This is a genomic window from Aequorivita sp. 609 (genome assembly GCF_014212065.1).
Classification (GTDB): Bacteria; Bacteroidota; Bacteroidia; order Flavobacteriales; family Flavobacteriaceae; genus Aequorivita; species Aequorivita sinensis.
Map to the genome: position 1 here is coordinate 42,912 of NZ_JACJVM010000006.1, position 14,784 is coordinate 57,695.

Below are 14,784 nucleotides of genomic sequence, written 5' to 3' on the forward strand. Positions count from 1 at the left end.
TTTTATTCAGATGTAGCTAATTGGGTAATTGATGAAAATTCATTCGCAATTTCTTTTTCATATCTACTGAAAAATTCGGGATCAAAATTAGCCTGGCTAAGATTTTTTATAACATATTCAACACCGCGTTTTTCATTTAACCACCTATCAAAAACTTCGTGTCGCATTCTAATTCCAAAAGTATTTATTCCTAAAAATTCTCGAGTTTCTTTATGATAAGATACAGTTACAGCTCGTAAATTGCTTCTGCATTTCCAGTGAAACTGCTCCTCGTAATCCTTTCGTCTTTCTTCTGAAAATACCCATCCGTAAGTTTGATACTCTATGTCGAAAAATTTAGCACTGTTAAACCAATTTCCCGGGTTGTATTCAAAATGATTACCACAAATAGTTTGAGCAAGAGCTTCTCCCATCATTCTACCTGTATACCAAACCGCTTCAATTGCAGGTCGAAGACCAATGGGTTCTCGTTGTTGAGCACAATCTCCTATAGCGTAAACATCTTTAATGTTTGTTTCTAATTTTCTGTTGACTAAAATCCCCCTGTCAGTTTCAATTTTTGAATTTTTCAAAAACGAAATATTAGGTTTTACTCCAGTGGTTATTCCCACAATAGAACAAGGGATTTCTTCCCCTTCTTTTGTGATTACAGCCTTAACATTTCCATCTGCATCACCAATAATTTTTTCGAGATTGCTGAGGTGTTTTAGGTTTACACCATGTGAGATTATATGTTGTGAAATCATTTCTGCTTCTGGCAATGGAAGCACATTTGCCCAAAAGCCTTCCTCTCGAACCAGCATTGTAACTTTTATATCCCTAGTGCGAAGCATTTCGGCCAATTCAACACCAATTAATCCACCGCCAATTATCACTGCGTGAGGACATGCCTTATTATTGGGAGCATTTTTTTCTAAAGTTTCTAAGTCTTGCTTGTTTACTAAACCTTGAACACCATTTAAATCTAAACCCTCCCAACCAAAGGTATTTGTAACAGATCCACTAGCTATAATTAATTTGTCGTAACTAATAGAACCACCTTCTTTAAAGAATAAAGTTTTGTTGTCTGTATCTACTCTTTCTACATAGGCTTTTTTGAGTTCTAATCGATTTTTTTCCCAAAACCAACTTTCGTAAGGCTCTATGTCTTGCCATCGCATATGCCCCATATACACATACATCAATGCCGTGCGAGAAAAGAAATACTCTGTTTCTGCAGATAGTATAGTTATCTTTTTGTCTGAAAGCTTTCGAATATGCCTAGCAGCAGTGATTCCTGCTATTCCATTACCTATAATAACAACGTGCTCCATAGTTTGATTATAATCTTATTCGATTATTTATAAAACTACACAATTACAATTAGAGCATATTTAAAAGTGTAGATTTATTTTTTAGTTTTTGAATTATTAACTTAATTTCATAGGCTACAGAAGATACTATGATAAAACGATACACTTTTTTAATTTACATTATGCTTTTTACACAGTTTGTTAGTTGTGTGCAAAAGAAAGATTTAGCAAAACACGAAGAGTCGAAAATAGAAAATATAACAAAAATTAATGGAGTAAGCTTGGTGTCTTCTAGCGATTCGGTTAAACAAAAAAATATCGAACCTTTATTAAGTATCAATGCTAATTACGCTGCAATTATGCCTTTTGGATTTATCAAAAATGTTGAACATCCAGAGTTAATATATAATTCAGAAAGGCAATGGTTTGGAGAAACTATAATTGGTGTTGAGCAATATGTAAATACACTTCAGAAGAATGGTATTAAGGTAATGATAAAGCCCCAAATATGGGTTTGGCGGGGAGAATTCACGGGTGGAATTAAGATGAACTCTGAAGAAGATTGGTTGAGTTTAGAAAGCTCCTATAAAAACTTCATATTAGATTATGCTCGATTAGCTGAACGGAAAGATGTTGAAATATTCTGTATTGGTACCGAATTGGAAAATTTTATAATTCACAGGCCCGATTACTGGCGTGAATTAGTTACAGAAGTTCGCGTAGTTTATAGTGGAAAACTTACTTATGCAGCCAATTGGGACGAATATAAAAGAGTTCCTTTTTGGGATGTTTTAGACTATATTGGGGTTGATGCGTATTTCCCTGTTTCTAATAGTCAGACTCCAACTATTGCTGAAATAAAATCGGGTTTTGAGAAATGGCAAATTGAGTTGAAAGCCCTTTCAGAGGAAAAAGGTAAAAAAATTCTTTTTACAGAATATGGGTATCGAAGTGTAGATTATAGTGGAAAAGAACCTTGGAAAAGTGATAGGTCTATGAATTCGGTGAATTTACAAGCTCAATCTAATTTATTAGAAGGACTATACCAATCTATTTGGGATGAAAATTGGTTTGCAGGAGGTTTTCTTTGGAAATGGTTTATCGCACACGATAAAGTAGGTGGTAATAATGATAGTCAATTTACCCCTCAAAACAAGTCGGCCGAAACTGTGGTGAAAAAATACTACTCCAAATAATTAGGAATAATTTTAAGGTTATTCGAGCTCGGCACAAATATTGGATATATCGATAAAAAACAAATTGCTTATGAAAACTCTTATACAACTTTTTCCACTTCCAATAGTATTTCTTGTTTTGACGATAACAACACAAATAGGGTTTGCACAAAACACATTAGTAACTACAGCTTCTTTAGAAGATGTAACAATATATGGGCGTGGAGCAAGTATGCATCATACAATTAGTCAATTTTTTGTGCCTAATGGAAGTTCTGAACTTGTAATTAGTCAGATTGCACAAAATGTTGATCCCAATAGTATTCGTATTACAAGTGATAATAGCCAAATAACAATTCTTTCGGTATCTTTTGAAAGAGATTATTTGGTAAAAGGGGAAAATCAAAGCGCTCAATATTTAGAGGTAAAGCGTAAATACGACAAAGCTAAAAACACTTTAGACGAAATAATAACTTCCCGAAAAGGTGAGGAAAGCACTTTAGCATTATTGGAAGAAAATAGAAAGTTTGGTGGGCAAAATGGAGTGTCCCCGACGAGTATGGCTACAATGATAAAATATTACAGAGAAGAATATAAAACCCTTTCTGCAAATATTTTGGACTTGAAAAGTAAAGAAGCAGAACAACAAAAGATAGTTAATAAGTTAAATAATCAGTTACAAGAAGCTGGTGGTAATGGACAAAATGCAGGGCAATTAGTTGTTCGATTGAATTCTAATAGAGCTGTGAAAACAAATTTTGACATCCATTATTTTACGAATAATGTGTCTTGGACACCTTTTTATGAAGTAAGAGTAGATAACCTAAATGAGCCTGTACAGTTAGTATACAACGCTAATGTTTCACAAGCTACAGGAATTGATTGGAAGCAAGTGAAATTGGCTTTTTCAAGTGGAAATCCGAAACGCAATAACAATGCGCCACAATTAAATCCGTGGTGGGTAGGTTTTTATCAACCTGCTGCTCCGCTCCCTCAGAGACTACAAGGTAAAATTGCCGGAGTACAAGTGGAAGTAATGGAAGATGGAGCCACTAGAAATGAGATGGCAGTAGTTGAGGAGAGTCAACTGTCAACTTCATTTGTAATAAATACACCTTATGATATTTATTCGAATCAAAAACCACAGGCAGTTAGATTAAAGAAATATGACTTGCCTGCAGAATACTCCTATCTTACTGCACCTCGATTGGACGAAACAGCTTTCTTAATTGCAAAAATTTCAAATTGGAGTAAGCTTAACCTTTTGCCAGGTAGTGCGAATTTGATTATCGATAATAATTTTGCTGGTAGCTCATATATTAATCCCAATTCAACTGAAGAAAAATTAACCTTAAGTTTAGGGAGAGACGAACGTATTGTTACAAAGCGTGAAAGAGTGAATGAGGAAGGGAGTACTTCTTTCTTTGGCAATTCTCAAAAACGAGTTTATACTTATGAGATTTCTGTTAAAAACACTCGTAGTGAATCGGTGAAAATTGATGTAAAAGAACAGTTCCCGCTATCAACTGAAAAAGATATAGAAATCAAGCTTGTTGATACTTCTAATGCAGATGTGAATACCGATAGAGGAGAGCTTACTTGGAGTTTAAACTTAAAAGCTGGAGAAACTAAGAAGTTGAAATTTTCTTATTCTGTAAAACTTCCTAAGGATAAGGTGATATCTGGAATGTAAAACAAAATAACCTAACAGGTTTTTAAAACTTGTTAGGTTTGATTTATGTTAGCGGGAGTTCTAGAACATCAAATTATTGAATTTACCTGTTCTCTTTCATTTGCTTTAAATAATCTTTTGCGATATCTGTTTTTTGAGATTCGGTAAACACTTTTCCTGCTAATTGAAAGAAGCTGTGTTCTTCATCTTCTAGATGATGTTCAACTTTTTCACATAGTTGTTTGGCGTAAACTAGCCATGCAGGTGAATCCATATCGGTATCGTCAATTTTTTCAATAAGTTCATCCATTTCGTGGTGCTCAGCAATTCCATGACGTGCGTGCTCTTGCATCATATCATTGTGAATTAACGGTGCGTAAAAAGTCCGTTCTTCAGCATCTGCGTGAATTTGCAATTCGTGTTTTAACTCTTGCCACTTTTGCTTTCTCTCTTTTGAATCGCCAGAGGTTGAAGTAACCAAGCGACAAAGTTCGCGTTGTATATCGTGATCTTTTCTAATTGCCTCAAAAATATTCATATAGTTTATCTTTAAAATTTACTACAATATCGAAAAAAATAAAGCGATATTAAACTAAACTGCAGTATTTCTGATATTTACCTAATGGTGTGTTATTGTGTCTTGGAAATATTTTTTGAATAGTATGCATATAATCCATCTGCATTTGCACCTAACCATTTCTTTAAATGAATTGCCCAAAAATGATATTGCAAACGCCAAATTCCAAATTCTTTATAACGTCTAGCAGAGGTTGTTAGGGAATGTGGAATAACAATGAAAGACTTTCTTTTGTATAGTTCGTTAATTAAAACATTGTCTTCGTAAATAATATAGCTCTCATCAAATCCACCGATTTCATTAAAAAGTTTTTTAGAAATAAAAAGGCTTTGATCTCCGCCTCTGCATCCCTTCCATTTAAATCTCGTTAACCATCCAGCAAGTTTTAACCACCAATGATTACTGTCAAACTTCATTCTAAAACATCCAGCAATATTGCCTTTGTTTATTTCAGATAAAATAAACGTATCATAATTTTTTGGCGGGAAAGAATCGGCGTGGAGAAAGTAAAGGGATTCGGAAGAAGCTTGTTTTGCCCCATAATTCATTTGTTTAGCCCGTCCTTTTTCTGAAGTAAAAAGCTGAAAGGAAATTCTTTTTTTTACGTTTTGAGACTTCTCAGGGGTCGAGGTTTGTTTGCTGAAGTCTTTAATTAAATCCCTAATATTATCCGTGCTTCCACCATCTACTATTATTACTTCAATATCATTTTCACCTGAACTATTTTCCTTTAAATGAAAAAGTAACTTTTCGATGATTTGATCTTCATTTAATACTGGGATTATAATGGAAAGCATTATGCTGATTTATTTATGCGAATATACAAATTACTAAATGTCGAATATTATGGATGAAAAAGCCACTAGGATAGTTTTCTGATGATTGCTAATAATAGCTTCGTAAACCTGAACTATTTGAAGTGATTATACCAACTCGGAATAAAATGGCTTATTAGTTATTTCAGATTGTTTCATTCAAATTCCAGTTGTAATCCAAATATGAAATTGTCGTATTTGAATTTATTTTGACTTTCGAATATTGGTTTATAAAACCAATTAAATCTTTCTTCTCGTTAACTAAGAAATCCTTTTTGTACCATTTAAATATAGATGAAATCATAGCTTCAGAAATCGAAATGTTATTTTCTTTACTGTTGATGAATTCATTTGTAACTCGTTCTAGCTGCTGTTCTATTTTATCTGCAGTAAAAGCTTCATTTAGAAGTTTAGGGCAGGAGATAGAAGCACAATTTAACGCGAAATGAATTCTAGGCTCGTTCATCTTTCGCAGAATTCCATGTTCAATATTGTTTAGGGAAATCATTTCATTCCCTATTAAAACTCTGTTTTTAGACCAAGGACGACTTATGTCTTTAATGCTTTTTACAGGATAATTTTCAATTATAAGTTTAACAGTGGCAGCGTTGTACAGGTTAATGTAATAGGCTAATATTTTAGGCTTACTCCAAGTGCTATTAGGTTGATTAAGAGAAAGCATTTTTAAGTAGTCGTTTAATTTAGCTTCATCCTTTATAAACCCTTTGTAATCGACTAATCCGTTGTTTTGTACGTGTTTTTTGAGAAGTGCATTCCAAGTGTTGTGGTTAATTTTTATCGTAGAATTGTCTGTTGATGTTAAATCAAAATTTCCATCCATGATATAGTGATTATCTAATCCTACCGATGAAAATGTAGCGCAGCTATTAAAAGAAAATAGAAGAAAAAGAATTGTGGTAAGGCCGGGTAAGTTCTTCATAATCTTAGGTTTATTTGTGGTAATGATTCAGATTAAAGCAAAAATCTGTTCCAATATAAACGAAGTTATGGAGATGTGGAGGTTATTCCAATTAAAAGCTGAATAAACTGTGAGAATCTTTTTTAACGAGAAGTTTTACCTGAAGTAAAGATGATTAAAATTCAGTGCGATTTATATTTGAATTTAATTCATCTATATAATTTAAAAGCTCATCTCTTCCTACTGAACTACTGGCTGAGGTCACAAAGTACTTTGGCATTTCTACCCAAGTTTCCAGCATTTTGTCTGTATATGCTTTTAGGTTGCGTTCCAATGCCATTGGTTTTAATTTGTCTGCTTTTGTAAAGATAATATTGAAAGGAATACCATTCTCGCCTAGCCAAGTCATAAACTCTAAATCGATAGGTTGAGGTTCGTGACGGCAGTCTACAAGTACAAATGCGAGAATCATTTGCTCTCTTTTAGCAAAATAATCAGTAATAAATTTTTGAAATGTTTTTTTGCTGCTTTTCGAAACTCGCGCATACCCGTATCCAGGTAAATCGACTAAATACCAATTTTTATTAACTAAAAAGTGGTTGATAAGCTGAGTCTTTCCTGGTCGTCCAGAGGTTTTTGCTAAATTTTTACGAAGCATCAACATATTGATAAGAGAAGACTTACCAACATTACTTCGCCCAATAAATGCATATTCAGGCAAGCGATCTTTTGGACATTTGTCCACATCGCTATTGCTCATTACAAATTCTGCCGATTTAATGTGCATTTATTTTTATTTAGGATTTAATAGAGAAATAAGTTTTTATAAAACTAGGAACAATTAAAATTTACGTTTTTGTAACCAAGCGTAAAGTATTTCATTAAACTCATCAGGGTGTTCCATCATAGCAGCGTGCCCACATTTATCTATCCAAAAAAGTTCCGAATCTGGAAGAAGTTCGTCAAATTCAATAGCAACCTCAGGAGGTGTAACATTGTCATTTCTTCCCCAAATAATACAGGTGGGAGTATGCATTTTCGGTAAATCCTTTGCCATATTGTGTCTAATGGCACTTTTGGCAATGGCAAGAGTTCTAATTAACTTATTTCTGTCGTTTACGGTTTCAAATACATCGTCAACAATTTCTTTTGTTGCTACCGCTGGATCGTAAAATACGTTTTCAGCTTTTTTCTTTATGTACTCGTAATCCCCGCGTTTTGGGTAACTTTCTCCCATGGCACTTTCGTATAAACCGGAACTTCCAGTGATAACTAAGGCCTTAACTTTTTCAGGATATAATTTGGTGCAAAGCAAGCCTATGTGCCCGCCTAAGGAGTTTCCAAGTAAAATAACTTCACCGTAACCTAAATGGTCTATAAAATCACCAACATACTTGGCGAAAGTTTTCACATTTGTTCGCAATAAGGTCATTTTGTAAATGGGTAATTCGGGAATAAGAACTTTGTAACCCTTCGGAGGAAAGAAATTTGCAACTCCATCAAAATTGCTTAATCCACCCATAAGGCCATGAAGTATTATGATTGGCGTCCCTTCACCTATTTCTAAATATGAAAATTTTCCTTCTTTCTTTAAGTTGTTAGTCATACTTGGTTGGTGCAATTTATTAGAAACAAAAGTAAACAAAAATTTTTCATACACTCTACTTAAAATTAGCCTTTGTTTTCAAATGTTGGTGAAGCAATGACTTCAATGTGGTAAAATTTATTAACAATGTGGTATAATGTGGTAAAAAGTGGTAAAATATATATATATTTGAATCTACAAATCACAAACAGGAATTTTCCGTAATGCTCAATATAATAGGCTCATACGAATGTAAGGCAGACGCAAAAGGACGTGTCATGGTGCCTGCGCCGCTTAAAAAGCAGTTGGCTTCGGTGGTGCAAGAAGGGTTTGTGATTAAAAGAGCGGTTTTTCAACCGTGTTTGGAATTATATCCTATGAAAGAATGGGAGGAGATGATGAAGAAGATGAGTAAGCTTAACCGGTTTACAAGGAAAAACAACGATTTTATTAGAATGTTTACAGCAGGAGTTAAGGTGGTAGAGCTTGATGCTGCCGGTAGATTGTTAATACCGAGGGATTTGATGTCTTTTGCGGGAATAGATAAAGAATTGGTTGTTTCTTCAGCGATAGAGAAATTAGAAATTTGGGATAAAGACAAGTACGAGGAATCTATTTCTGTTTCGCCAGAAGATTTTGCTGATTTAGCCGAAGAAGTAATGGGTAAAAATTTTGAAGAAGAAAATGGACTATCATAATCCAGTCTTATTGAAGGAAACTGTGGATGGTTTAAATATTAAGCCAGACGGAGTTTATGTTGATGTTACTTTCGGTGGTGGCGGACATTCTCGTGAAATATTAAGCATGTTAGGGCCAGAGGGAAAGCTGATTGGATTTGATCAAGATAAAGATGCTTTGGTTAATGCGATTGATGATGAGCGGTTTTTGTTGATAAATCAGAATTTTCGATTTCTAAAGAAGTTTTTACGGTTTCACGGATTTCGAACAGTAGATGGAATACTTGGAGACTTTGGGGTTTCTTCACATCAGTTTGATGTTGCAGAAAGAGGTTTTTCAACTCGTTTTGAAGCGGATTTGGATATGCGAATGAATCGCGAAACAAATTTCTCGGCTTATACAGTTGTTAATAAATATGAGGAGGAGCAATTGCGAGATGTGCTTGCAAACTATGGTGAGTTAAGAAGTGCACCAGCAATGGCAAGAGTGATAGTTGCGGCTAGGGAAGAAGAAAAAATTAAAACAAGCGAGCAGCTTAAAAAAGTGCTGAGTAGGTTTTTGCCAGCACATAAAGAAAATAAAATTCTAGCACAGATTTATCAAGCTATTAGAATAGAAGTGAATCAAGAATTAGAAGCTCTTAAGGAGTTTTTATTACAGACCAACGAGGTTTTAAAGCCCGGTGGGCGTATAAGCTTAATAAGTTACCATTCTTTGGAAGATAGGTTGGTTAAAAGGTATATCCGTAATGGATTGTTTGAGGGTGAGCCTGAAAAAGATGTGTTTGGAAATTTTGAAGTTCCATTTAAAGCCGTTGGAAAATTTATCGTTCCTACCAAGGAGGAGATAAAAATGAACAATCGAGCTAGAAGTGCAAAACTTCGTATTGCTGAGAAGTTGTAAGAAGACGTGGTTCAATAAATTTTGGGTTAAAAGGAAGTAGAAGCGGGTATTTCGATAATTAATAAATCTCTAATCGTAAGTTTTGAAGGAAAGCTTTTATAACATAGTAAAAGGGAAATTCTTGGTAAGTGACGAGGCGTTAAAGAATTGGCGCTTCATCATATTTCTTTCTCTTTTAGCTCTGATAATGATTGCATCTTCACATAACGCAGACAAAAAAGTGCACGAAATATCAGGTTTAAATGCACAGGTAAAAGAGTTGAAAAGCGAGTATGTAGATGTGCGAATGCAGTTGATGCAAACTAGAATGGAAAGTAAAATAATTGCTGCAATGGAAGATCAAGGCTTGCAGCCTTCAACAACTCCTCCTAAACGTATAAGAATTGTTAGTGAAGAGGAGTAAGAATACTATAAAACATTAAAAAAGAATACTGATAAAGAAAAAATGGCATTTGACGAAAGAAACATATTAAACAGACTATACATCGTTGCAGGGTGTATGTTGTTGTTTGCTTTTGCCATAAGCATAAAGTTAATAAATATTCAATTTGTTGATGGAGATGAGTATCGTGAACTCGCTAAACAAAATACTACCAAAAATTTTATAATACCTGCTAATAGAGGAAATGTGTATGCTGATGATGGTAGTTTGTTAGCTACTTCAGTTCCCAAATACGATATACGTTTTGACGCTTTAGCTCCAGAAGATAAGGATTTTAATGAAAATATTAAGCCGCTTTCTGAAGGTCTTAGTAAAATGTTTGGGAAACCAGTTTCTTATTATCAAAACAAGTTTAGAAAGGCTAAAGCTAATAAAAACAGGTACGTATCTGTAGTAAAAAACCTTGGGTACTCTGATTATATTAAGGTGAGAAATCTACCTCTTTTTAATAAAGGACCAAATAGAGGTGGGATTATAGTAGAGCAACGTACGGTTCGTGAACACCCAATAGGAAAAATAGCCCAGCGTACTGTAGGTAATGAAGCTTATAATCGCCCAGGTTATTATGCTGTTGGTCTTGAAGGAGCATTCAACGATTTACTTACAGGAAAAGAAGGTCATAGACTAAAACAAAAAATCTCCAAAGGTCAGTGGAAGCCAATTTTTGACGAAAACGAAATAGAACCACAAGACGGCTACGATATTGTATCTACTATTAATGTGAATATTCAAGACATTGCACATCACGCTTTGTTAAAGCAATTAGAGCACTATCAGGCTGAACACGGAACAGTAATAGTGATGGAGGTGGCTACTGGAGAGATTAAAGCTGTCTCAAACTTGGGTGTGGCATCTAATGGTACTTATTACGAAAAACTGAACTACGCTATTGGCGAATCTCACGAACCGGGCTCAACTTTTAAAGTAATGGCATTGATGGCAGCTTTGGAAGACAAAGTTGTTGATACAAGCACTGTAGTCGACACCGGAAATGGTAGAAAAGTATTTTACGGCAAGCCTGTTCACGACTCTAAAAGAGGCGGGTATGGTGAAATTTCTGCAGCTAGAACTCTTGAGGTTTCTTCCAATATAGGATTGGCTACAATTATTGATGAAGGGTATTCAAAGAACCCAAACAAATTTATAAACCGCTTAAAGAGCTGGCACCTAAATGAAAAAACAGGTGTGGCTATTAAAGGGGAAGGTGAGCCTATGATTCCGGAACCAGGGGATAAGAAATGGAGTAGAAACGCGCTTCCTTCTATAGCCTATGGGTATAATCTTGAAATAACTCCTTTGCAGACCTTAACTTTTTATAATGCTATCGCTAATAATGGAGTTATGGTAAAACCACGTTTTATCAAAGAGGTTCGTGCATGGAATGAAAAAGTAACTACTTACGATACAAAAATCATTAATCCTAAAATTTGTTCAGATAAGACCTTGAATCAAATTAAGGAGATTATGAAAAATACCGTCGAGCGTGGTACTGGTAGATCATTGTACTCTCCAGATTTTTCAATGGCGGGTAAAACCGGAACTGCACGTACGGAATATTGGCACAAAGACTGGAATAGCAATCCTCGGTATATTTCATCATTCGCAGGATTTTTCCCTGTTGAAAACCCGAAGTACTCGTGTATAGTGATAATTCACAAGCCGAGTATTAAAAAGGGATTTTACGGAGCTGATGTTTCTGGGCCTGTTTTTAAAAGAATTGCTCAAAAAATATTTACTGAATCTAGAAACATAGATGATGTAAAAAATATAGAAACACCAGATCCAGAAATTGAACAAGATTTCGAAAAATATTATGCTAAGCTTCAAAAGTCACACAAAACTATTCCAAATGTTACTGGAATGGCGGGGATGGATGCGGTTTCTATACTAGAAAATCTTGGGCTTAGAGTGCAAGTTGTGGGTAACGGTTCGGTTACGAGTCAATCCATAAAATCAGGAGAAACCCTAGAAAAGGGCAAATTAATAACCTTAAAATTATCGTGATTCTTTTAAAGGACATATTATATAAAGTAACCATCGAAAGTGTCGTTGGAAGTACTTCTGTGGCTGTTAGCAATCTAGAATTTGATTCTAGAAAAGTATCGTTGAACGATGTTTTTGTCGCCATAAAAGGAACTGTTTCTGACGGGCATCAATTCATAAAAAAAGCTGCAGATCAAGGAGCTTTGGCGATAATATGTGAAACACTACCAGAAAACATTGTAAATGGAATTACCTATGTTCAGGTGGCCGATTCGCATAAAGCCTTAGCAATTATGGCAGCGAACTTCTATGGGAACCCATCAGAAGACTTAAAACTGGTTGGGATTACGGGAACCAATGGGAAAACAACAATTTCTACACTCTTATACAAGCTTTTCAAAAAAGCTGGGATGGAAGTTGGGTTGATTTCTACCGTGAATATAATGGTAGGGGATACCGAGCATAAAACCTCACATACAACCCCAGATTCAATCACGATAAATAGTTATTTACGTAAAATGGTTGATGCAGGTGTAGAGTTCTGTTTTATGGAAGTGAGTTCACATGGTATTCACCAAAAACGAACAGAGGCTTTAAAATTTGCTGGTGGTGTTTACACAAACCTTTCTCACGACCATCTAGATTACCACAAAGATTTCGCAGAATATCGCGATGTAAAAAAGTCATTTTTCGATAATTTACCAAACACTGCTTTTGCTTTGGTGAATGCTGACGATAAAAATGGGGCAGTTATGCTTCAGAATACTAAAGCAAAGAAACAAACCTACGCTTTAAAAACATTTGCAGACTTTAAAGCGCAAATCTTAGAAAGTCAATTTTCTGGTCAACTTATTAAAATCAACAATCAAGAATTATGGGTGAAGTTGATAGGAGGCTTTAATGTGTATAACCTACTTGCAATTTATGGCACGGCCCAGTTATTAGGATTAAAAGAGCTTGAAACTCTTCAATTAATTAGCACTCTAGACAGTGTAGATGGGAGATTTCAATATTTAATTTCAGAAAAGAAGATAACCGCAATTGTAGATTATGCGCACACTCCTGATGCTTTAAAGAATGTATTAGAAACAATAAATAGTATTCGTACAGGAAATGAAGAAGTGATAACCGTTGTAGGATGTGGCGGCGATCGCGATACATCCAAGCGTCCAGTAATGGGGAAAATAGCCGCTACGTTAAGCACAAAAGTGGTTTTTACTAGTGATAATCCTCGTACTGAAAATCCAGATAGAATTATTGAACAGGTTGAAGCAGGAGTACCTGCTGAACATTATAAAAAAACAATTTCTATAACAAATAGAAAAGAAGCCATAAAAGCGGCTTGCCAAATGGCTAATGAAAACGACATTATTTTAATTGCTGGAAAAGGTCATGAAACTTACCAGGAGATTAATGGTGAACGTTTTGATTTTGATGATTTTAAAATTGTAAAAGAAGTTTTAACGCTATTAAATAAATAATCTAATGCTCTATTATCTCTTTGAATACTTAGACAAAACATACGATTTGCCAGGAGCGGGGTTATTTAACTTCATTACCTTCCGAGCAAGTTTAGCAGTTATTTTATCGCTGTTTATTGCAACCGTTTATGGAAAAAAGATCATTAGCTATCTAAGAAGAAAACAAGTTGGGGAGTCCATCCGCGATCTAGGTTTAGAAGGTCAAAATGAAAAAGCAGGAACGCCAACGATGGGCGGAATAATAATAATTCTAGCAACATTAATCCCTGTTTTACTATTTGCAAAACTTGAAAATATTTATGTAATCCTCTTGATTGTTACCACACTTTGGATGGGAGTAATTGGGTTTATTGACGATTATATCAAAAAGTTTAAAAATGATAAAGAAGGATTACCAGGGAGGTTCAAGGTAATTGGTCAGGTTGGATTAGGGCTTTTTGTAGGGGTTACAATGTACTTTCATCCAGACATCGTAGTGCAGCACAATACCACAACACCAGGAGCTCAAACCGAAATTATAGCCAAAGGTCCAGTAGACCAGTTTTATGTAAAGGATAAGTCGATGTTAACTACTATCCCTTTTGTAAAAGAAAATGAATTCGATTATGCCACTTTAATTAGTTGGGCAGGACAGGGCTACAAAAGCTATGTGTGGTTGATATTTATACCGATTGTGATTTTTATAATTACTGCAGTTTCAAATGGAGCAAATTTAACCGATGGAATAGATGGACTTGCTGCGGGAACTTCAGCGATAATAGGGGTGACACTAGCATTGTTTGCCTGGGTTTCGGGTAACGTTATTTTCTCCGACTATCTCAACATAATGTATATCCCAAATACGGGAGAGATGACCATATTTATCACTGCCTTTGTTGGTGCTCTTATTGGGTTTTTATGGTATAACACCTATCCTGCACAAGTATTTATGGGAGATACTGGTAGTTTAACTATTGGAGGAATTATAGCAGTTATAGCAATTGCAGTAAGAAAGGAGTTGTTAATCCCAATCCTCTGCGGAATTTTTCTAATGGAAAATCTTTCTGTAGTAATGCAGGTAGGTTGGTTTAAATACACAAAGAAAAAATATGGTGAGGGTCGACGCATTTTTAGAATGTCGCCATTGCATCACCATTATCAAATAAAAGGATTTCATGAAAGCAAAATTGTAACACGATTTTGGATTGTAGGAATATTCTTGGCGATAATAACCATCGTCACGCTAAAAATTCGATAGAGATGTGAAGTTTCACGTTTTAACG

At 35.0% G+C, this 14,784-nt stretch carries 14 protein-coding genes; 8 read left to right on the forward strand and 6 right to left on the reverse strand.

Translation table 11 applies throughout. The features are described 5' to 3' along the window. Positions 1–2: 2 nt before the first annotated feature. Positions 3–1,313, reverse strand: coding sequence for an NAD(P)/FAD-dependent oxidoreductase (locus H4O20_RS03550; RefSeq protein WP_185098311.1), 1,311 nt, complete (start codon positions 1,311–1,313; stop codon positions 3–5). Between the two features lie 161 nt (positions 1,314–1,474). Between H4O20_RS03550 and H4O20_RS03555 the strand changes: the two genes are divergently transcribed. Then, positions 1,475–2,488 (forward strand): glycoside hydrolase, encoded by a 1,014-nt coding sequence (locus H4O20_RS03555; RefSeq protein ID WP_260402630.1) that lies wholly within the window; start codon positions 1,475–1,477, stop codon positions 2,486–2,488. 70 nt (positions 2,489–2,558) lie between these two features. Further along, positions 2,559–4,160, forward strand: a complete 1,602-nt coding sequence (locus H4O20_RS03560) for a DUF4139 domain-containing protein (protein WP_185098313.1) — start codon at positions 2,559–2,561, stop codon at positions 4,158–4,160. A gap of 82 nt (positions 4,161–4,242) precedes the next feature. Here H4O20_RS03560 and H4O20_RS03565 read toward each other — a convergent pair whose 3' ends face one another. The 5 genes from H4O20_RS03565 to H4O20_RS03585 form a co-directional block, all read right to left on the reverse strand. Then, positions 4,243–4,677 (reverse strand): hemerythrin domain-containing protein, encoded by a 435-nt coding sequence (locus tag H4O20_RS03565; protein ID WP_139855450.1) that lies wholly within the window; start codon positions 4,675–4,677, stop codon positions 4,243–4,245. Between the two features lie 92 nt (positions 4,678–4,769). Beyond that, positions 4,770–5,513 carry a TIGR04283 family arsenosugar biosynthesis glycosyltransferase gene (locus tag H4O20_RS03570; protein WP_185098314.1) on the reverse strand — a complete coding sequence of 248 codons (744 nt, stop codon included), beginning with the start codon at positions 5,511–5,513 and terminating at the stop codon, positions 4,770–4,772. Positions 5,514–5,676: 163 nt separating this feature from the next. Continuing rightward, entirely contained in the window at positions 5,677–6,471 is a 795-nt protein-coding gene (locus H4O20_RS03575; RefSeq protein WP_185098315.1) for a DUF547 domain-containing protein, read from the reverse strand. 154 nt (positions 6,472–6,625) lie between these two features. Next, positions 6,626–7,237, reverse strand: coding sequence for a ribosome biogenesis GTP-binding protein YihA/YsxC (gene yihA / locus H4O20_RS03580; RefSeq protein ID WP_139855447.1), 612 nt, complete (start codon positions 7,235–7,237; stop codon positions 6,626–6,628). Positions 7,238–7,291: 54 nt separating this feature from the next. Further along, positions 7,292–8,056: an alpha/beta fold hydrolase gene (locus H4O20_RS03585; RefSeq protein WP_185098316.1), complete on the reverse strand. Its 765-nt coding sequence runs from the start codon at positions 8,054–8,056 to the stop codon at positions 7,292–7,294. Between the two features lie 203 nt (positions 8,057–8,259). Between H4O20_RS03585 and mraZ the strand changes: the two genes are divergently transcribed. The 6 genes from mraZ (at position 8,260) to mraY (ending at position 14,759) form a co-directional block, all read left to right on the forward strand. Then, positions 8,260–8,733 carry a division/cell wall cluster transcriptional repressor MraZ gene (gene mraZ, locus H4O20_RS03590; protein WP_139855445.1) on the forward strand — a complete coding sequence of 158 codons (474 nt, stop codon included), beginning with the start codon at positions 8,260–8,262 and terminating at the stop codon, positions 8,731–8,733. Further along, positions 8,720–9,616, forward strand: coding sequence for a 16S rRNA (cytosine(1402)-N(4))-methyltransferase RsmH (gene rsmH / locus H4O20_RS03595; RefSeq protein WP_185098532.1), 897 nt, complete (start codon positions 8,720–8,722; stop codon positions 9,614–9,616). Before mraZ ends, rsmH begins: the two co-directional genes overlap by 14 nt. Before the next feature lie 82 nt (positions 9,617–9,698). Beyond that, the gene (locus tag H4O20_RS03600) at positions 9,699–10,019 is read left to right on the forward strand and encodes an FtsL-like putative cell division protein (RefSeq protein ID WP_139855444.1); all 321 of its coding nucleotides are present in this window, start codon (positions 9,699–9,701) and stop codon (positions 10,017–10,019) included. 42 nt (positions 10,020–10,061) lie between these two features. Then, the gene (locus tag H4O20_RS03605; protein WP_185098317.1) at positions 10,062–12,062 is read left to right on the forward strand and encodes a penicillin-binding protein; all 2,001 of its coding nucleotides are present in this window, start codon (positions 10,062–10,064) and stop codon (positions 12,060–12,062) included. Further along, positions 12,059–13,522, forward strand: coding sequence for a UDP-N-acetylmuramoyl-L-alanyl-D-glutamate--2,6-diaminopimelate ligase (locus tag H4O20_RS03610; protein ID WP_185098318.1), 1,464 nt, complete (start codon positions 12,059–12,061; stop codon positions 13,520–13,522). Before H4O20_RS03605 ends, H4O20_RS03610 begins: the two co-directional genes overlap by 4 nt. A 4-nt stretch (positions 13,523–13,526) precedes the next feature. Then, positions 13,527–14,759 carry a phospho-N-acetylmuramoyl-pentapeptide-transferase gene (gene mraY / locus H4O20_RS03615; RefSeq protein WP_185098319.1) on the forward strand — a complete coding sequence of 411 codons (1,233 nt, stop codon included), beginning with the start codon at positions 13,527–13,529 and terminating at the stop codon, positions 14,757–14,759. Positions 14,760–14,784: the final 25 nt, after the last annotated feature.

What these genes read in the sequence shown, in the direction of transcription:
- H4O20_RS03550 (WP_185098311.1), bottom strand. Translation starts at nt 1,313, where the DNA reads ATGGAGCACGTTGTTATTATAGGTAATGGAATAGCAGGAATCACTGCT.
- H4O20_RS03555 (WP_260402630.1), top strand. Translation starts at nt 1,475, where the DNA reads ATGCTTTTTACACAGTTTGTTAGTTGTGTGCAAAAGAAAGATTTAGCA.
- H4O20_RS03560 (WP_185098313.1), top strand. Translation starts at nt 2,559, where the DNA reads ATGAAAACTCTTATACAACTTTTTCCACTTCCAATAGTATTTCTTGTT.
- H4O20_RS03565 (WP_139855450.1), bottom strand. Translation starts at nt 4,677, where the DNA reads ATGAATATTTTTGAGGCAATTAGAAAAGATCACGATATACAACGCGAA.
- H4O20_RS03570 (WP_185098314.1), bottom strand. Translation starts at nt 5,513, where the DNA reads ATGCTTTCCATTATAATCCCAGTATTAAATGAAGATCAAATCATCGAA.
- H4O20_RS03575 (WP_185098315.1), bottom strand. Translation starts at nt 6,471, where the DNA reads ATGAAGAACTTACCCGGCCTTACCACAATTCTTTTTCTTCTATTTTCT.
- yihA (WP_139855447.1), bottom strand. Translation starts at nt 7,237, where the DNA reads ATGCACATTAAATCGGCAGAATTTGTAATGAGCAATAGCGATGTGGAC.
- H4O20_RS03585 (WP_185098316.1), bottom strand. Translation starts at nt 8,056, where the DNA reads ATGACTAACAACTTAAAGAAAGAAGGAAAATTTTCATATTTAGAAATA.
- mraZ (WP_139855445.1), top strand. Translation starts at nt 8,260, where the DNA reads ATGCTCAATATAATAGGCTCATACGAATGTAAGGCAGACGCAAAAGGA.
- rsmH (WP_185098532.1), top strand. Translation starts at nt 8,720, where the DNA reads ATGGACTATCATAATCCAGTCTTATTGAAGGAAACTGTGGATGGTTTA.
- H4O20_RS03605 (WP_185098317.1), top strand. Translation starts at nt 10,062, where the DNA reads ATGGCATTTGACGAAAGAAACATATTAAACAGACTATACATCGTTGCA.
- mraY (WP_185098319.1), top strand. Translation starts at nt 13,527, where the DNA reads ATGCTCTATTATCTCTTTGAATACTTAGACAAAACATACGATTTGCCA.